Annotated in this window: 19 protein-coding genes; 12 read left to right on the plus strand and 7 right to left on the minus strand. The window is 64.6% G+C overall.

Going from position 1 to position 16,405, the window contains the following annotated elements:
- Positions 1-41: 41 nt before the first annotated feature.
- The 4 genes from GOY17_RS01645 to GOY17_RS01660 form a co-directional block, all read right to left on the minus strand.
- Positions 42-1,277: an ABC transporter permease gene (locus tag GOY17_RS01645; RefSeq protein WP_157029017.1), complete on the minus strand. Its 1,236-nt coding sequence runs from the start codon at positions 1,275-1,277 to the stop codon at positions 42-44.
- 15 nt (positions 1,278-1,292) lie between these two features.
- A complete protein-coding gene (locus GOY17_RS01650) occupies positions 1,293-2,612 on the minus strand; it encodes an ABC transporter permease (protein ID WP_115841912.1) in 1,320 nt (439 codons plus the stop codon).
- 11 nt (positions 2,613-2,623) lie between these two features.
- Entirely contained in the window at positions 2,624-3,355 is a 732-nt protein-coding gene (locus GOY17_RS01655; protein ID WP_157029018.1) for an ABC transporter ATP-binding protein, read from the minus strand.
- A 67-nt stretch (positions 3,356-3,422) separates the two neighbouring features.
- Entirely contained in the window at positions 3,423-4,712 is a 1,290-nt protein-coding gene (locus GOY17_RS01660) for an efflux RND transporter periplasmic adaptor subunit (protein ID WP_115841910.1), read from the minus strand.
- Positions 4,713-4,919: 207 nt separating this feature from the next.
- Here GOY17_RS01660 and glmS point away from each other — a divergent pair, with 207 nt between their 5' ends.
- Both glmS and GOY17_RS01670 read left to right on the plus strand, forming a co-directional pair.
- A complete protein-coding gene (gene glmS / locus GOY17_RS01665) occupies positions 4,920-6,752 on the plus strand; it encodes a glutamine--fructose-6-phosphate transaminase (isomerizing) (RefSeq protein WP_157029019.1) in 1,833 nt (610 codons plus the stop codon).
- 128 nt (positions 6,753-6,880) lie between these two features.
- The gene (locus GOY17_RS01670) at positions 6,881-7,438 is read left to right on the plus strand and encodes a hypothetical protein (RefSeq protein WP_157029020.1); all 558 of its coding nucleotides are present in this window, start codon (positions 6,881-6,883) and stop codon (positions 7,436-7,438) included.
- Between the two features lie 87 nt (positions 7,439-7,525).
- On the opposite strand, the gene GOY17_RS01675 is transcribed toward GOY17_RS01670, so the two are convergent.
- Positions 7,526-7,882 carry a hypothetical protein gene (locus tag GOY17_RS01675; RefSeq protein ID WP_157029021.1) on the minus strand — a complete coding sequence of 119 codons (357 nt, stop codon included), beginning with the start codon at positions 7,880-7,882 and terminating at the stop codon, positions 7,526-7,528.
- A gap of 815 nt (positions 7,883-8,697) precedes the next feature.
- On the opposite strand from GOY17_RS01675, the gene GOY17_RS01680 reads away from it, so the two are divergent.
- Complete coding sequence (locus tag GOY17_RS01680; protein ID WP_157029022.1) at positions 8,698-9,165, plus strand: hypothetical protein; 468 nt, start codon at positions 8,698-8,700, stop codon at positions 9,163-9,165.
- A gap of 108 nt (positions 9,166-9,273) precedes the next feature.
- Here GOY17_RS01680 and GOY17_RS01685 read toward each other — a convergent pair whose 3' ends face one another.
- Complete coding sequence (locus tag GOY17_RS01685) at positions 9,274-9,708, minus strand: helix-turn-helix domain-containing protein (protein WP_198173774.1); 435 nt, start codon at positions 9,706-9,708, stop codon at positions 9,274-9,276.
- 83 nt (positions 9,709-9,791) lie between these two features.
- Positions 9,792-10,760 (minus strand): LysR substrate-binding domain-containing protein, encoded by a 969-nt coding sequence (locus GOY17_RS01690; protein WP_232338499.1) that lies wholly within the window; start codon positions 10,758-10,760, stop codon positions 9,792-9,794.
- Positions 10,761-10,832: 72 nt separating this feature from the next.
- On the opposite strand from GOY17_RS01690, the gene GOY17_RS18690 reads away from it, so the two are divergent.
- From GOY17_RS18690 to GOY17_RS01740, 9 genes are all read left to right on the plus strand, one after another.
- Complete coding sequence (locus tag GOY17_RS18690; protein ID WP_198173775.1) at positions 10,833-11,960, plus strand: hypothetical protein; 1,128 nt, start codon at positions 10,833-10,835, stop codon at positions 11,958-11,960.
- A 140-nt stretch (positions 11,961-12,100) separates the two neighbouring features.
- Positions 12,101-12,409 (plus strand): hypothetical protein, encoded by a 309-nt coding sequence (locus GOY17_RS01705; protein WP_157029023.1) that lies wholly within the window; start codon positions 12,101-12,103, stop codon positions 12,407-12,409.
- A 151-nt stretch (positions 12,410-12,560) separates the two neighbouring features.
- Complete coding sequence (locus GOY17_RS01710; RefSeq protein ID WP_157029024.1) at positions 12,561-12,896, plus strand: hypothetical protein; 336 nt, start codon at positions 12,561-12,563, stop codon at positions 12,894-12,896.
- A 98-nt stretch (positions 12,897-12,994) separates the two neighbouring features.
- Entirely contained in the window at positions 12,995-13,354 is a 360-nt protein-coding gene (locus GOY17_RS01715; protein ID WP_157029025.1) for a hypothetical protein, read from the plus strand.
- Between the two features lie 244 nt (positions 13,355-13,598).
- A complete protein-coding gene (locus GOY17_RS01720) occupies positions 13,599-13,946 on the plus strand; it encodes a hypothetical protein (protein ID WP_157029026.1) in 348 nt (115 codons plus the stop codon).
- Positions 13,947-14,055: 109 nt separating this feature from the next.
- Complete coding sequence (locus GOY17_RS01725; RefSeq protein WP_157029027.1) at positions 14,056-14,283, plus strand: hypothetical protein; 228 nt, start codon at positions 14,056-14,058, stop codon at positions 14,281-14,283.
- 66 nt (positions 14,284-14,349) lie between these two features.
- Positions 14,350-14,607: a hypothetical protein gene (locus GOY17_RS01730; protein ID WP_157029028.1), complete on the plus strand. Its 258-nt coding sequence runs from the start codon at positions 14,350-14,352 to the stop codon at positions 14,605-14,607.
- 570 nt (positions 14,608-15,177) lie between these two features.
- Positions 15,178-15,585: a hypothetical protein gene (locus tag GOY17_RS01735; RefSeq protein WP_157029029.1), complete on the plus strand. Its 408-nt coding sequence runs from the start codon at positions 15,178-15,180 to the stop codon at positions 15,583-15,585.
- A gap of 140 nt (positions 15,586-15,725) precedes the next feature.
- Positions 15,726-16,043: a hypothetical protein gene (locus GOY17_RS01740; RefSeq protein WP_157029030.1), complete on the plus strand. Its 318-nt coding sequence runs from the start codon at positions 15,726-15,728 to the stop codon at positions 16,041-16,043.
- Positions 16,044-16,405: the final 362 nt, after the last annotated feature.

The raw sequence follows: 16,405 nt of genomic DNA on the forward strand, positions 1-16,405 counted from the left end.
CGCCGGTTACGAGGTTCCTGCGGACGCACGGCGCCCGGCGATCACACCGTACGCGTGGCCACCGCCGGCGAGACGCGGGAGGCGCGCGTGGCCGGGCCGAACACGGCCAGCTGGCCGAGCAGCAGCACGGTCAACGCACCCAGCGGCGCGTAGTACCACGCCAGCCGCGGCAGCTCGTAGTGCTTCATCAGCCACAGGTTGAAGCCATACGTGAGCAGCAGGCCGAGCGCGATGCCCACGCCCACCACGATCACGTTCTCGATCATGAAGTAGCGACGGATGTCGAAACGGCGCGCGCCCAGCGCACGACGCGTACCGATCTGCTTCACGCGGCGTGTCACCCAGAAGCTGACCATGCCGACGATGCCCAGGCCCGTCACCGCGAGCAGCGAGAAGATCACCGTGGTCAGCACGATGGTCATCGCGCGGTCCTGGCGGTAGCTTTCGCCGCGCACTTCCTCCACCGACTGCAGGCCGCGCACGATGCGCCCCGTGTTGATCTCGCCGAGCTTGCGCTCGGCTTCCTTCATGATCTCGTCGCGGCGCGCCGCGTCGGTGCGGATGAGGTAACGCGCCGAGTTGTCGAACTCGCCGTCCTGGTACTGCGGCACGAGCAGCGCGTGCTCGACCTTGTCCCAGCCCACCCACGGCGCCTGCAGGCGTTCCACGATGCCCACGATCGTGCTCGACGACCCCTTGCCGCCCAGGCCGCTGTAGATCGGCTTGCCCAGCGCGTTGCCGTCGGGGTACAGCTGGTCGGCCAGCGCCTGCGTGACGATCACCGAATTCGGCGTGCCCTTGTCGTCGCGGCTGCGGTAGCTCACGTCGTCGGCGGTGAAGTTGCGGCCGGCCACCAGGTGCACGCCCAGCGTGTTCACGCCGTGGTCGTCGACGATGTAGATCGAGGTCGGCGTGTTCTTGCGCTGGTCTTCCGGCGCGCTTTCCGGAAGCGTCGCGATGCCTTCGCTCCAGCCGCCGTTGGACAGCGGCACGGAGTTGATCGTGGTCGCATCGATCACGCCAGGAATCGAACGTAGCGCGTCCAGGTCCTGGCGCAGGCTGCCGCGCAGGTCGAAGTCCGGTGCGAAGCCGAGGCTGGTGATGGTGAACAGCGCCTTCTCGTCCATGCCGCTGGGACGGTTCACCTTCTCGATGCGCTGCAGGATGATGAAGACGCTGTTGCACACGATGGCCAGCGTGATGGCGACCTGCAGCGCGATCAGCAGCAGGCCGGTCTTGTTGCGCATGAGCGCATTGAGGATCGGTCGGAATTCCATGGTGGTGTCCTCGGCTTACTGCGTCTTCAACTGCGTGGCCGGCTGCACCTGGCAGGCGCGCCACGTCGGATAGAGGCCGGCGATCAGACTGGCGACCAGCGCGATCAGGAGCGACAGGCCGACCATCACCCAGTCCAGTTCGGCCAACCGTTCGATCGATGTGCCTGCATAGAGCTTGCGCAGCGCCAGCAGGCCGAGCCCCGTCAGCACCAGTCCGAGCAGGCCGCCGGCGATGCCGACCAGGCCCGATTCGGTGAGGTACTGGGCGAACACCGCCGGCTTGCTCGCACCCACTGCGCGACGCAGGCCGATTTCCGGCGCCTTGCCCATGAACTTCGCCAGCAGCAGGCCCACGGTGTTGATCAGGCACACGGCGAAGAACGCGAACGCCAGCCACACCTGCGTGCGGACGTCGCGACCCACCACGCGCTGCGCCTGCAGGAATTCGGACACCGTGTACACGCGGTTGTTCACCGGACGCGCGAAGCGGCCGGCCTTCTTCTGCTCGCCGACGTAGTCGTTGAGGAAGCCCAGGTACCGCTGCGCATCGGCTTCATCCTTGACCTGCACCCACATGTCGATCCAGATGCAGTCCGACGCCAGCAGGCCTTCGTAACCGGGTTCGGAATCCTTGTAGCAGCTGTTGTTCGAGTTGCTGTTGAGCTTCTTCTCGATGCCGAACGAGAACGGCACGAACACCGACTGCGGATCGTTGAAGGCGCCGTTGGAGACGTGGTACACGCGCGGCGTCGGGCGCCACTTGTCGAGCACGCCCACGACGGTGAAGTCCTCGCCGCCCAGGCGCACCTTGCGGCCGACGCTGTTCTCGCCGCCGAAGAGCTTGTCGTTGGTTTCCGCGTCGATCACCGCCACGCGCGCGGCGCTGCGGTCTTCGGCCGGCGTCCAGCCGGTGCCGTAGCGGAAGGGCGGCTCGAAGATCGGGAAGAAGCCCGACGTGGTGAACAGCGCTTCGACCATGTACGGCTTGATTTCGCGCTTCTCCGGTTCCAGCGGAAGCACGTTGGGGAAGAACGCCGCTTCGTGCTCGGCCTTGTGCGCGTTCACCAGGTTGTTGGCGTCCTGGTAGGTCATCAGCTCCGGCGGTTCGGTCGGGTAGTCCTCGTCCCAGGGTTCGTTGACGTCCCAGTTGTCGAGCTGCACGCGGCGCACCTGTTCGTCCTTGTAGGACATCGGGTTGCTTCCCATCATGTGCAGCACGGTCATCGAGGTCATCGACATGCCGATGCCCAGCGCGATGGCCGCGACCATCAGCGCGGTGAGGATGCGGTTCCGCTTGAGCGAGATGGCCGCCAGTCGCAGGTAATAGGTGAACATGGGTGCGTTCCTCAGTCGGCCGTGACGGTGGCGGAGTGCGCGGCGGCGTGGACTTCACCGCCCAGGCGCGGCGCGTCGTCCAGGTCGGTCACCTGGCCGTCGATGATGTGCACGTTGCGCTGCGAACGCGCCGCCAGTTCCGGGTCGTGCGTCACCATCACGATGGTGGTGCCCTGCGCGTGGATCTCCTCCAGCAGTTCCATCACGCCGCGCGCCATCAGCGAATCGAGGTTGCCGGTGGGTTCGTCGGCAAGCAGCAGGCGCGGCGAACCGGCCAGCGCACGCGCGATCGCCACGCGCTGCTGCTGGCCGCCGGACAGTTCCGACGGGTAATGCTTCATGCGCGAGGACAGACCCACGCGACCCAGCGCGTGCTCGATGCGCTCCTTGCGCTCGCCCGCGCCCATGCGGCGATAGCGCAGCGGCACGTCGACGTTGTCGAACAGGTTCAGGTCGGGAATCAGGTTGAAGCCCTGGAAGATGAAGCCGATCTTCTCGTTGCGCAGGCGCGAACGCGCGTTGTCGTCCAGGCCCTTCACCGAGACGCCGTCGAGCAGGTAATCGCCGTCGTTGAAGTCCTCCAGCAGGCCGGCGATGTTGAGGAACGTCGTCTTGCCCGAACCCGACGGCCCGGTGACGGCGACGAACTCGCCTTCGCGCACGTGGATGTCGAAGCTGCGCAGCGCGTGCGTCTCGATCATGTGCGTGCGGTAAACCTTGCTCAGGTGGGTCATCTTCAACATGGCGGGCTCCTGGGTCGTTCTGTTCGTGCGTGCGGTGATGCGGAAAGGGTGGGATGCGTGAAGCCGATCAATCGTTGACCATCACTTCGTCCGCGCCGTTGAACGCGGTGGTGTCGGAAATCACGATGCGGTCGCCGGGCTTCAGGCCCGAAAGCACTTCCACGTCGGACAGGCTGCTGGCGCCGGTGGTGATGGCGGTCTTGATCGCGGTGTCGCCATCGAGCTTGTAGGCGACGCGACCGCCGCCGGTGTCGAGGAACGGGCCGCGCTGCACCATCAGCACGTTCGGCTTCTCCTCGATCATCACGCGCGTGCTCACGCGCTGGTTCTGGCGAAGGCCGGTGGGGCGCTTGTTGTCGGGCTGCTGATCGGCGAAGCGAAGGCGCGCCATGACCTGGCCGTTCACCACTTCAGGCGACACCGACTGCAGCACGCCGTTGTACTTCTGCCCGCCGTAGCTGATCTCCGCGCCCATGCCCAGGCGCAGGTCGTCGGCGTAGCTCTCCGGCACGGGCAGTTCGACTTCCAGCTCGCGCAGGTCCACCACCACCAGCAGCGGCTGGTTGAGCGGCACCACCGTGCGGTCGGTGATGTTCACCGTGCCGACCATTCCGTCCACGGGCGAGCGGATGTTGAGTTCGTCCACCTGGCGCTGCAGCTCGTCGACGATCGCCTGCTGGCGCTGGGCGAGCAGGTGCTTGTTGCGCGTGTCCAGCCCGGCGCCGCGATCCTGCAGGCCGTAGTCGTGCTGCGCGTGGGTCAGGCCGATGTCGGCCTTCTTCAGCGTGTCCTGCGCGCGTGCGACTTCGATGCTCGACACCGCGCCGCCGTCGAAGCCCTTCTGGCTGCGTTCCAGGTCGCGCAGCGCGGCGGTGCGGTCGATCTCCGCCTGGTCCAGCGCCTTCTGTGCCGTGGAGCGCGCCAGCTGCGCGTCGAGCGCCGCGCGGCTGGCCTCGGCCTGCAGGCTCGCCAGCGTGGACTGCTCCTGCACCAGCTTGCTGCGCAGTTCGGGGCTGTCGATCACCGCCAGCGTCTGGCCCTGCTTGATGGTGTCGCCGGCGCGCACCTTCAGCGTCACCGTGCCGGCGGCCGGCGCGTACAGCGTCGGGCTGACGGCCGCGACCATGCGGCCCTGCACCGAGACGTCCCGCACCAGCGTGCCGCGATGGACTTCGGCCGTGCGCAGGCGCTCGCCGCTGACCGACTGCCCGGCGCCCAGCCAGCGACCCAGCGTCGGCACGCTCAGCGCCACCAGGAGCAGGGCCGCCACGCCGCCGCCGATGAGCAGCTGCTTGCGGCGCGGGTTCGCAGGGGGCGCGGCGAGGACGCGGTCTTGTGCGGAGGTGTCGCGGATCATGCGGTCGTCAGGTGATGGAAGCTCACCTGAATACGCAGATCGCGTGCCAACCTCGCGCCCCTTTGGATTCAACCACTTGCGCGCGCCAGGACCTGTCCGAAGTGTCCGCGCGGACAGTTCCGTGTCCGCCGTACAGCGGCCTTCGCGTACCTCCCGCTAAACTGTTTTCCTTTCCGGAAATCCCCTTCGAATCAGGAGTACGGCTGCATGTGCGGAATTGTGGGAGCGATCGCCGATCGCGACGTGGTGCCGGTGCTGATCGAAGGCCTCAAGCGCCTGGAATACCGCGGCTACGACTCTGCCGGCATTGCCGTCCTGGACGGTGAACAGGTCCGCCGTGTGCGCCGCACCGGCCGCGTGTCGGAGATGGAAACGGCCGCCCAGTCCGAAGGCTTCCACGCCCGGCTCGGCATCGGCCATACCCGCTGGGCCACGCACGGCGGCGTGACCGAGGCCAACGCGCACCCGCACGTCTCCTTCGGCGAGCTGGCCGTGGTGCACAACGGCATCATCGAAAACCACGACGAGCAGCGCGAAGCCCTGCGCGCCCGTGGCTACGACTTCGAGTCGCAGACCGACACAGAGGTCATCGCGCACCTGATCCACTTCCACCAGTCGCAAGGCGCCGACCTGCTGGCCGCCGTGCAAAAGGCCGTTCGCGAACTCGTGGGCGCCTACGCCATCGCCGTGGTCAGCAAGCGCGAACCCGGCCGTCTCATCGCCGCGCGCATGGGCTGCCCGCTGCTGGTGGGCCTGGGCGAAGGCGAGAACTTCATCGCCAGCGACGTGTCCGCAATCCTGCAGGCCACCCGCCAGGTGATCTTCCTGGAAGAAGGCGACACCGCCGAAGTCACGCGCGAGTCCGTGCGCGTGTTCGACGCCAGCGGCGCCGCCATCGAACGCGAAGTGCACGTGTCCGACGTCTCGCTCGCTTCGCTGGAGCTGGGCCCGTACCGCCACTTCATGCAGAAGGAAATCCACGAGCAGCCGCGCGCCATCGCCGATACCATCGAGGCGGTGATGGACGCCAACGCGTTCAACGCGCTGCTGTTCGGCGCCGATGCCGAAAACGTCCTGCGCGACGTGGAAGGCGTGCAGATCCTCGCCTGCGGCACCAGCTACTACGCCGGCCTCACCGCGCGTTACTGGATCGAAGCCATCTCCGGCCTGCCGTGCTCGGTCGAAATCGCCAGCGAATACCGCTACCGCAAGGCCGTCGCCAACCCGAAGCACCTCATCGTCACCATCTCGCAGTCGGGCGAAACCCTCGACACGATGGAAGCGCTGAAGTACGCCAAGTCGCTGGGCCACGACCGCACGCTGTCCATCTGCAACGTGCCCGAAAGCGCCATCCCGCGCGCCAGCCGGCTGGTGTACTACACGCGCGCCGGCGCCGAGATCGGCGTGGCGTCCACCAAGGCGTTCACCACGCAGCTGGTGGCGCTGTTCACGCTGGCCGCCACGCTGGCCAAATTGCAGAACCGCCTGAGCGTGGAGCAGGAAGGCCAGTACCTGGACGCGCTGCGCTTCCTGCCCGGCAGCGTGCAGCACGCGCTGAACCTGGAACCGCAGGTCACCGCCTGGGCCGAGCGTTTCGCGCCCAAGCAGCACGCGCTGTTCCTCGGCCGCGGCGTGCATTACCCCATCGCACTGGAAGGCGCGCTCAAGCTCAAGGAAATCTCCTACATCCACGCCGAGGCCTACCCGGCGGGCGAACTCAAGCACGGCCCGCTCGCGCTGGTGGATGCCGCCATGCCGGTGGTGGTCATCGCCCCCAACGACACCCTGCTGGAGAAGGTGAAGTCCAACATGCAGGAAGTGCGCGCCCGCGGCGGCGAGCTGTTCGTCTTCACCGACGAAGACAGCCAGTTCGGCCCGTCCGAAGGCGTGCACGTGATCCGCGCGCCGCGCCACGTCGGCGTGCTCTCGCCGGTGGTGCATGCCATCCCCGTGCAGCTGCTGGCGTACCACGCCGCACTGGCGCGCGGTACCGACGTGGACAAGCCGCGTAACCTGGCGAAGTCGGTGACGGTGGAGTAACGCCGGCCCAACTGCGGTGCTCGGGAACGGCCCTCCTTTGTGAGGGCCGTTTCTTTTTGGCGGGATGTTAATGTCCGCTTTCGACCCGAAGCGGCCATTGGGACCGACAACGAATGGAACCTGGGACGATGCCCGGATGGCGACTCCGCATTTCAACCTTCGCAGTCGCGATTTTGACCTGCGCGTGTGCCGGTCCGGTCGGACTTCAGTCACCACCGGCCTGGCGTGATGCATGTATTGAGAAGTCCAGTGCTGAGATCGCGGCATCCCTCAATGGGGTGGCGCTGCATCCAAACCCGCTGGAGTTGGCAGCGATTCTTGTCGAAAGGCTTCCTCAGCACGATCGCGAGGCGACTTACGCCGCGTCGAAGCTCGCAGCATCGGAACTCGGACATTCTCCCAGCGCGCAAGATATTGAAGCGCTACGGCCAATATCCCGGACGGCGTTCTACCGGGCATTCGAGATGCAGGACTATTGCTCGGCACCGAAAGAAGGCCGCCATGTCGTTGCCGACATCTTCGTCGATGCATTAGTTGTACATCTGTATCGACGGGGAGATCTTGCGGACTCGACGCTCATGGTCGATGGCAAGCGCGCGGATGGATGGGACGAGCAAACCGAGCTCATGTCCTGGCTGATTATTGCCGCAGCAAACAACTTGGGTTCGGGCGTTCGCCCGGAATGACCGCTCGTGGCCGATAGCGGACACTGAACGGCCGCGGCAATGCCCGGGCTCGGAATTCGGCCCGGGGATTGCGTTAGAGGTCGGCTCTTACGTCACGCCTGCCGCATCGAAGAGCAACCGCTCCATGCAGGAAAAGAAGCCGATCCAATACCCCGTGCAGTTGGCGTCGCGGAAGTCAATGTCGGCCGCGATCCAGCCTAGCGTGCCCATGCCTACGAGTTCGGGGTTGGCGCGCAGCCAATCGGCGTACTCGATCGCGTATTTGGCACCGACGCGCTGGGCCTGGATTTGCTTCCGTGGCGTTTCGTCTACTGGCTCGACCGCCCAGTAGCGCGGGCGACCTTGTTCGCCGTCGACGACGAAGGGGAGGGCGGTGATGGACAGAGTGGCGAACGGCTGTGCTTCCGGGCGCACGCTACTCGCGCGCTTTTTCTTATTGGTCATTGCGGAATTCCTGTTAGGTGAATTCCGTCGATCTGCTGCCAAACAGGGCGACGGACGACGCGGGGTTGGCAGACCGGAACAGGACCGGCGAGCCTCTCGGCTCCCCCGCGCCGCCCGCCACAGGCGAGTGCGCTCCACGCAGGGCCCATCATCGCGAAAGACCGGAGAAACAAAAAGCGCCGATCGATGATGGGCGCCTGCGCGCCTGTTATCGGGCTGCCAAGCCCGGCACCGGAATCTGCCGGTGCCAAGCCAGCGTGCCAAGGCAAGAAGTCCGATTCAACCGCGTATGTGCGTCAGTTCAATCTTTTATGTGAGCCTTTGTCGCGGGTAGCTCGGCGCCTGCCGCGCGTAGACGCCAAACGCACCTTCCCGACCGTTGCCTTCTCAGCCGCAAGCCATTTCGGTTTGCGCGCAAACAAAAATGGTCCGAGCGCAAGCTAAATTGACTTGCGCGCAAACCAATTCGCCTTGCAGGCCGTTGAAATCGGTTTGCGCGCAAGCCGATTTGCCTTGCGAGCAAGCGAACATGACTTGCGCGCAAGCCAACTTCAGTCAAGCACGAGTCGATTTTTCTTGCGCGCAAGCCAAACTGATCTGCGCGCGAGTCAAGTTGTGTTGCGCGCAAGCCAATCTGGTTTGCGACCGGCATAAGTTGGCTTGCGAGTAGAGCGCGACAACCGAACCTGGACTCGTCATGTGTTGAGAGCGCCCGAGGTTGCTCGACTATTTCTCAACTTTTAGTGGGGCCTGTGTCGCTACTGTTGGGTGGCCGGCAATGAAGCCGGCGTACCAATAAGGAAGTAGGAAGCCTCATGAGTCAGAATCTAATCTCGCTCAGCTTTACTGGCGAGCAATTGGCCGCCATTGACGCAGCGCTGAGTTCCTTGGAACAGGAGTTCACGGACCTCATCGCCATGCCTGCGTACGAACGACGGCAACTAACCAAGATGGGCAACAAGTCCGAAGCCTTCTGCCGGCAGGCGATCGAAGTATTAACCGCCAACCCGTACGTCCTGCCGCAGAACTTCGATTTGGCAGAGCTTCAGCGGGATCTCGCGGCGCTGGACCAGCTACGGCCCAGACTATTTCGGCTGTCACGGCTCCTAGAGCGCGCGACGGACACGGAGACTGTTCTTGGTAGCGACATCATGAGTGCCGCATTGGAGGGTTATGCAATGCTCAAGGTGGCGGGAAAAACCGAGGGCATCGAGGGGTTGCGGAAGACCTTGGCTGCCCGCTTCAACCGGGTATCGCGCGCCACAACCGCGAATCCGAAGTAGGCACGCGAGGCGACGCCGGGAACTACCCGGCGCCGCCGCGCTTTAGTGCGAAAGTGTCCATTCTGTTTAGTCGTCGAGATATCGACTGTCCCGACGCCGCAAACTGGATCAGGAAAGCGACTCCAGCCGAGCCCGCGCTTCCTTCTTCCCCAGCCCGCGCAGACTAGCCAGCTTCGGCAGCTGCGACTTGCGCGGTACGGACTTGCCCTGTTCCCAGTGATAGATCGACTGGCCGCTCACGCCGGCCAGGGCGCCGAAGTCGGCGGCCGACAGGCCCAGCTTCGCGCGCAGCGACTGCAATCCCTTGGCGCTGAAGCGCATGCGCGTGGCGGTGTCCTCGCCTTCCTGCGCGCTCGCCGCCGCCGGGCGCGCCTTCGCCGCCTGCTTCAGCCGGCGCTCCAGTTGCGCCACCTGACGCTTCAGTTCAGCGATTTCCCGGCGATACGTGCCGCTGGCTTTCCGTAGCGTTTCAACTTCCGCACGAACTTCCTTGCGTGCGAGTCGGGAAATTTCAGCCTTCAGCACCGTTCCGAGATTCGGCATGCGCAGCTCATCAACCATTGGGAGAAGCCCAATAAGCTAACACTCCCCGCGAGTCGGGCACGTTTACGAGGGCGGCCGGTGCATCAGGCGCCCACGACTACCATCCGCCGGATGAAGGCGCGGGCCGCATCGCGGTCGCGCGCGGCCTCGCTTTCCAGCCATTCGCGAAAGCGCGCGATCTTGCGGCTGTCTTGCCGCGCCGCGGGGTAGGTGAACCAGAACGCGCGGCCGTCGCTGACCACCAGCTCGTGCGCGGGCACCAGGCGGCCGGCGTCGATTTCGTTGCGGAACAGGATGGGCGAGCCGATCGCGACCCCCTGTCCGGCAATCGCCGCGGCGATGTCCAGGTACTCGGCCGACAGCTGCGTGCCGAAGCGGCCGGGCGGAATGTCCGCATCGAAGCCGAGCGCGCGGTACCAGCGCGACCACCAGTCGGGACGGCCCAGCAGCGGCACTGGCAACGGTGTGCGCGGATCGCGGCCCAGGTCCGCCACCGCCGCGCGCAGCGAGGGCGCGCACAGCGGCATGAAGAGGCTGGGCAACAGTTCGACTGCGCGCAGGCCGGGCCAGTGGCCATGCCCGTTGCGGATTGCGGCGTCGTAGCGGCCGCCGGTGAGGTCTTCGGCAACGGCCGACAGATCCAGTTCCAGCGCGATGTCCGGATGGCGCGCGCGGAACCGGCCGAGCTTGGGCGTCAGCCAACTCGTGCCCAGCGAAGGCAACGTCGTGAGCGACAGGTGGGTGTCGTCGACCTCGGCCGCCTGCACGAAACTCGCGCGCAACGCGGCGAAGGCGTCGATGGCCTCGCGCGCGACGATCTCGCCGCCGCGCGTCAGCATCACGTGGTTGGCATGGCGCACGAACAGCGCGACGCCGATCTGCTGTTCCAGGCGACGCACGTGGTAGCTCACCGACGCGGCCGTGGTGTCCAGCTCCTGCGCCGCCCGGGAAAAGCTGCCCAGCCGGGCGGCGGCCTCGAAGGCCCGGATCGCGGCGAGCGAAGGGAATCGGCGGTCGCTGACCATAAGTCTGGCTGAGTGTGCGGGCCGCATTTCGGGTGGTCAACGCAGTCCCGCCATCCCCATGATCGGCGCACGGTTCCCCGCCGGACAGGAGCGCCACCCATGCCAGGACCATCCTTCACGCGCGATCTTCAGGACGCAGGTTTCGGGCTCGACGCCCGCTTCGACTCGCGCCGGCGGTTCCTCGCCGCGGTCGCCGGTGCGGCGACGTGCTCATTCGTATCGCCCGCCGTTGCGTTCGCTCCGACCACCGCGCAGGCCTCGGCCCATGCGCAGGATTGGCAATGGCTCGTCGGCAGCTGGGACGTGTGGCACCGGCGCCTGAAGGACCGCCTCGCCGGCAGCGACGACTGGGAAGAGTTCCCCGGCAAGAGCGCCTTCTGGCAGACGATGGGCGGGCTCGGCAACGTGGACGACAACATCGTCGACATCCCATCGGGCACGTATCGCGGACTGAGCGTGCGTGCCTTCGATCCGGTCGCCGGCACGTGGGCCATCTGGTGGCTCGATGGCCGCAATCCCACGCATATCGATCCGCCCGTGCGCGGCGCCTTCAAGGGCGAACATGCCGAGTTCGTCGGCCGCGACACCTTCAAGGATCGCCCCATCGTCATGCGCTTCCGCTGGCACGACGTGCACGGTGCGCGGCCGTGGTGGGAGCAGGCGTTCTCGCCCGACGATGGCAAAAGCTGGGAAGTCAACTGGCGCAATTACTTCACGCGCACCTCGCCGCAGCCGCACGCGCTGCCGAAGCTTGCCGATGCGCCGAAGGATTTCGACTTCCTCGTCGGACGCTGGAAGGTCAGCCATCGCCGCCTGCGCGAACGCCTCGTCGGCAGCGACCAGTGGGATGAATTCGGCGGCACGCTGGTCAACTGGCCCGTGCTCGGCGGCAAGGGCAACGTCGGCGACAACGTCATGATGGAATTCCCCAGCGGCACGGTGCGCGGCGTCGGCTTGCGCTCGTTCGACGAGGCCAGCCGGCAGTCGTCGAGCTGGTGGCTCGATGGCCGCACGCCGACCGACATCGCCGCGCCCGTGCGGGGCGGCTTCGAAGGCGACGTCGGCACGTTCATCGGCGACGACACCGTCGCGGGTCGCCCGGTGAAGACGCGCGTGACGTGGTCGCGCATCACGCCCACGTCAGCACGCTGGGAGCAATCCAGTTCCGCCGACAGTGGCAAGACGTGGGAAAGCAACTGGGTGAGCGATTTCGTCCGGGCTGGGTGAGGCGGCCCGAGTCGAAGGCCAGGCTGCTCCCGGTCGTTAGCGGATGCCGGGAGGAGGCGCCGAGCGGGCGGTGCTAATGTTCGCGCTCGACCCATTGCGGTCATTCGATGTGTCGAGTCGGCAGACACCGGGGGGATGTCATGTTGGAATGCTTGTTCATTGCGCTATTCGTCGGCGTGATGGCGAACGATTTCCTGCTCGCCAGGAAAGTTCGCAAAGCCGTAGCGCTGGGTCGGCTCAACCGTCCGGATCTGGACAACTTCAGCTTCGGCGGATCGCCAGTAGGAATTGCCATCAACATCTGGCGCCTGCGGAAGATTCCGGCAACCCATGAGCTGTCGGACCCGGATCACGTCACCATCCGGCTCCAGTACCGTGCCCAGCAAGTCCTCGTCGCGGCGCTGCTTGCTTGCCTTGCCATCCCCCTTCTTCGAACTGTCGCGGCCTGATCGCCAAAACGATCTCACGGAGCGGATTGTGCTGGGCCGAACGTGTGCCGCTGGCGGATAGCGGATGCGCGGCCGAAGACCATTGCGGTGCCAATCCGCCATCGACCCGGAGCGGACCTTCTGTCATCAAGGTGAATGCATGGAGACGGGAATGAAGAGCGCGTTGCTTGTAACGTTCGGAGGCGCGCTGGGAGCCTTGCTGATGGGGGCAACTGTCTGGGGGTTTGGCCTTTCGAATCATAAGCAGGCCACGAGGCTCGACGCTCTCGGGCGAGACCTGCTCATCGGCGCGAGCATCGAGGCAATCGGCTATCTGGAGCGGGGCGATCAAGAGGCTGCTGAGCTGGTTCTCGCGTCTTCCGTCGACGATCAGATACGTGTGCTGAGAAGGTCGAAGGATCACGCGTCGCTTCAGCCAAGGATCGAGGAATGGAGCAAGGCGATGAAACAGACCAACCGGAAGCTTGGGATGGACGGCGACCTGTAACGTCCGCCTTCTAGCCGATTGCGTGGGTCCGGCAGCACGGACGGGCCGACGGCTGCTAATGTCCGCTTTCGACCCGAAGCGGACATCCGGGGGCGCCCATGACCATTCTGTTCTCGACGGTTGTCTATATCCTTGGGTTCGTAGGCCTTGCGGCAATCACGCTGATCCCGCTGCGAGCTTGGCACTTTTTGCGTGCGCACTTCGGCTGTGATGCTTCCGGCTCCGCCAAGATATCCCGAGTGCTTGTGGCCGTGTTGTTCGGCGCGGTGTTAGTAGCCGACGTCAGGATCATCGTGCGAATGTTTCATTGCCTGACAGGCGCGTACTGTGGCCCCACCGTTGCGCATGGCTGGATATTTCTGGCCATGCTAGGCGTCGTGTATTTCGTACTCGAAGCGCTTGTCACCGTCATATCGGCAATGTCCCGCCTGGCGTCCGGTGGCGCAATGCGGTCGTAGACGGACGTCCGCTTCTGGCCGACGGCGGAGGTAGGTCGGGCCAGACGTGCACCAAGCAACGAAGCTATGGGTTACATCGCAATTCTGCTGCGAACCAAGGAAAAGGAGAAAGATCGATGCCGATCATTGGGGTAGTCACGGCTGTCGCGGTGACGCTGGGCATCTGGGCAGTCGTAGGGGAACTGAAACGGCTACGCGCTGAGGTGAGCCGCTTGGCCAGTGCCCTTGAGCAACGACGCCGGGAATGACCGCTTCCGACCCAAAGCAGACAGGCACCCAAGACACTCGTGCCACGTCGAAGAAACCAAAAGTATTGATCCGAGTCCAAGCCTGGATAGAATTCGCGATTGGCGGAACGCTCGCTGCATTGGCAATCGTACTGTTTGCCAATGCGCGTCTTTGCTTCTTCAATCAGTCCTCGTGCGGCATGGTTGAGCCCATTGCAGGGATGTATGCACTTGCGCTTGCCTTACCCCTTCTCATCGCTGGCTGGCTGCACCGCAGCGGGTGGAGCTTTCCCGGAAATCTCGCGTATCTACCCCTGATAGCGGCTGCTCTATTTCTGTACGGCCAGGCGCACTCATGGTGGTAGCCCCGACGTATGTAGTCCGATTCCGCTTTCCGATTGCGGACGTCCAGCCCGGACGGCCGGCAGCCGCGCTGCTAATGTCCGCTTCGACCCAAAGCGGACATCCCCGTCGATGACGATTCCGACCCTCGATGACGAGCGCTTCGATCGCTTGATCACCCTCCGGGACGCCTATCGGATCATGGAGCGCTTTGTCCAGAGTTACCGGGAGCGAGGTGACATCCCGATATCCGATTTCCTCGACTGTTACGCCTCGGAAACGAGCGGGGGGCGGACGACCGATCCTGCTGCCCCGGATGACTTCGCCGAAGCCGCGATCCGGGTTCTGGAAAAACGATGATGTCCGCTCGTGGCCGTTAGTGGACATTGTCATCGCCTGCATGGCACGTGGAAAACGACGAAGACGATGACGAATCTTGTGCCAAATCTGCTCATGGCCGCGGCCTTCCTTGCCGGAGCGGTTGTGGTAGTGCGAATTGGTCGGGCGAAAGGACTCGGCGCGAGCCGGGCCGCGCTCAATGCATTCACTGCAGTCTTCATCGTCTTGGCGATGGGATTTGCCTGGCTCACTCGCGATCGGCTAAGTAGCCAGGCATGGTTTGCCGCGGCTGGTCTATTCGTCGTGGCGTTCACCGTCGTAGCAAAACTGCTCAAGAGACGCTGAAATGCCATCGCCGCCGATCGAGCGCACTGACGGCCTGCCAATGTCCGCTTCTGGCCGATAGCGGACGTTCGATCGGGACGGCCCGACTTTCGCGTCTGCAAGTATGTGCACACGAAAACGGGGAATAGGCTCTTCGACGTTTACGTCGGCGAGCATCCGAACAACCCAGAAGGCCTACGTTACGCCGGCACGACACGGACCAGCGGGCACGACCTCATTTGGTTCCGAACGCCATCCGGTGGTTGGGACAAGCCGCGCGTCTGGCACACATACCTGCCAACGGGGAGTCCACGGGGCACAGTAATGGTGGTCGCCTGCACAACGAGCACGCAAGAGCAGTTCCAAGCGCTTTCAGGAGTGGTCTCACACCAGCCAAGGCTCTAGGTGGGACGTCAGCTACTGGTCGTTAGGGAACATTCGGCCGGACGCTCCCGCTGTGGAATCCTCATGTCCGCTTTCAACCCAAGGCGGCCCTTCGATCGGTGCGTCCGACGGCACACGCGGTCCGCCATTACCTGCTTGTGAGGCGGAGCAAGCTTGCATAAGCTCCAGCCCCAACAGGGGGATTCGATGAAAACTGTAGCGGCACTAGCTCTTGCAGCTATTTGCGCTTGTTCGATCGAAGCGGTTGAGTCGGGGCCGCGCAGGGGGCCGCCCATTACTTGTCCGAAGGAGTTGCGCTCCACCGGAACGCTGATTGTGGGACTGGGGCCGCGCCACGGTTCCGAGATGGCGATTCTGAGAAAGAGCGACAGTACGCTGTTTGTGTTGGTCTCCAACGAAAAGGTACTGATAATGCCGTCCAAAGTTTTCGCGACGGTCCCCTTGATGCAGTTCAACGTCGACGCCGAGTTCCCCGCGGGCGATGGCGAGACGCAGAGAATGTTCAGCAGTCCGGGTGAGTACGAGGTAATCGTTTCGAACGATCTTACGGACTCTGCGCGAGGCCACCGCTGTACGATCCAGTTCACCGGCTGACGATGAGATAAGCGAATGTCAGCCAATCTCCGCTTCTGGCTGATAACGGTCATGGGAACGGAGCAAGGAGGACGGACTGATGCCGGCATCCTCTTCCGGCCGAGCGCTTGCGCGAGTTGTCCAGAGGGAGGGGGACCTTCATGCGCGACGGTGACGTCGATTACTCCAGGTACACGCTCCTCGAACTGGAGGAGGCGCTGGCCGGCATAAACCGGGATCAATATCCCGAGAACTACGCGAGACTTCGCGCTGCCCACGAGCGGTTGACGGCTGCCAAGGAGAAGGGTGAGTCGGATGGTTCGGCCCTCCAGGGCCAGACTTTGGAGAGTGAATCGCCCACAAGCCGCAAAGGGAGCGCCGCATGGGAACGCCCCTTCGCCATCCTGGCGGGCGCTGCCTGCTTCTGGTGGCTTATGACCTCGCCACCCAACCGGCTTGCGGTGACGGTCGGAAGCTAGTGGCCCTTATCCTCCACGCCGTATGCGAACGCGTGGGCCACGCAGCCGCGGCAGCGATTGCACTGTTGTTCGGACTCATTTCCCTCGCCTATGCCCTGCGCGAGGGACGAGAGGACTAGCCCTGACACTGCGACCCATCAAGCGAGCATCTCAATGCGCCTGGTTCTTGTGATCGTTGCACTCCTGCGGCCCGACGCATCCGCGAAGAAATGCATCGAGGATCGGACGGTGACCGGCCTCGTGGAGGATGCGCACGGCGCACCGCTGCCCGATGCACTGGTCGGCGTGTCCTGGGCCGTTGACGAACAGCCAAAGGGTCCGGCCATCGCCTACACGGATTCAGAAGGCAAGTTCGCGATTCC

This window comes from Lysobacter soli (genome assembly GCF_009755585.1).
Lineage (GTDB): Bacteria > Pseudomonadota > Gammaproteobacteria > Xanthomonadales > Xanthomonadaceae > Lysobacter_J > Lysobacter_J soli.

Bases quoted from the DNA above. Each gene is read 5' to 3' on its own strand.
- GOY17_RS01690 (WP_232338499.1), bottom strand. From the start codon at position 10,760: ATGCGGCCCGCACACTCAGCCAGACTTATGGTCAGCGACCGCCGATTC.
- GOY17_RS01710 (WP_157029024.1), top strand. From the start codon at position 12,561: ATGAAGAGCGCGTTGCTTGTAACGTTCGGAGGCGCGCTGGGAGCCTTG.
- GOY17_RS01670 (WP_157029020.1), top strand. From the start codon at position 6,881: ATGCCCGGATGGCGACTCCGCATTTCAACCTTCGCAGTCGCGATTTTG.
- glmS (WP_157029019.1), top strand. From the start codon at position 4,920: ATGTGCGGAATTGTGGGAGCGATCGCCGATCGCGACGTGGTGCCGGTG.
- GOY17_RS01725 (WP_157029027.1), top strand. From the start codon at position 14,056: ATGACGATTCCGACCCTCGATGACGAGCGCTTCGATCGCTTGATCACC.
- GOY17_RS01730 (WP_157029028.1), top strand. From the start codon at position 14,350: ATGACGAATCTTGTGCCAAATCTGCTCATGGCCGCGGCCTTCCTTGCC.
- GOY17_RS01740 (WP_157029030.1), top strand. From the start codon at position 15,726: ATGCGCGACGGTGACGTCGATTACTCCAGGTACACGCTCCTCGAACTG.
- GOY17_RS01645 (WP_157029017.1), bottom strand. From the start codon at position 1,277: ATGGAATTCCGACCGATCCTCAATGCGCTCATGCGCAACAAGACCGGC.
- GOY17_RS01715 (WP_157029025.1), top strand. From the start codon at position 12,995: ATGACCATTCTGTTCTCGACGGTTGTCTATATCCTTGGGTTCGTAGGC.
- GOY17_RS01720 (WP_157029026.1), top strand. From the start codon at position 13,599: ATGACCGCTTCCGACCCAAAGCAGACAGGCACCCAAGACACTCGTGCC.
- GOY17_RS01680 (WP_157029022.1), top strand. From the start codon at position 8,698: ATGAGTCAGAATCTAATCTCGCTCAGCTTTACTGGCGAGCAATTGGCC.
- GOY17_RS01705 (WP_157029023.1), top strand. From the start codon at position 12,101: ATGTTGGAATGCTTGTTCATTGCGCTATTCGTCGGCGTGATGGCGAAC.
- GOY17_RS01650 (WP_115841912.1), bottom strand. From the start codon at position 2,612: ATGTTCACCTATTACCTGCGACTGGCGGCCATCTCGCTCAAGCGGAAC.
- GOY17_RS01735 (WP_157029029.1), top strand. From the start codon at position 15,178: ATGAAAACTGTAGCGGCACTAGCTCTTGCAGCTATTTGCGCTTGTTCG.
- GOY17_RS01655 (WP_157029018.1), bottom strand. From the start codon at position 3,355: ATGTTGAAGATGACCCACCTGAGCAAGGTTTACCGCACGCACATGATC.
- GOY17_RS01660 (WP_115841910.1), bottom strand. From the start codon at position 4,712: ATGATCCGCGACACCTCCGCACAAGACCGCGTCCTCGCCGCGCCCCCT.
- GOY17_RS18690 (WP_198173775.1), top strand. From the start codon at position 10,833: ATGCCAGGACCATCCTTCACGCGCGATCTTCAGGACGCAGGTTTCGGG.
- GOY17_RS01675 (WP_157029021.1), bottom strand. From the start codon at position 7,882: ATGACCAATAAGAAAAAGCGCGCGAGTAGCGTGCGCCCGGAAGCACAG.
- GOY17_RS01685 (WP_198173774.1), bottom strand. From the start codon at position 9,708: ATGCCGAATCTCGGAACGGTGCTGAAGGCTGAAATTTCCCGACTCGCA.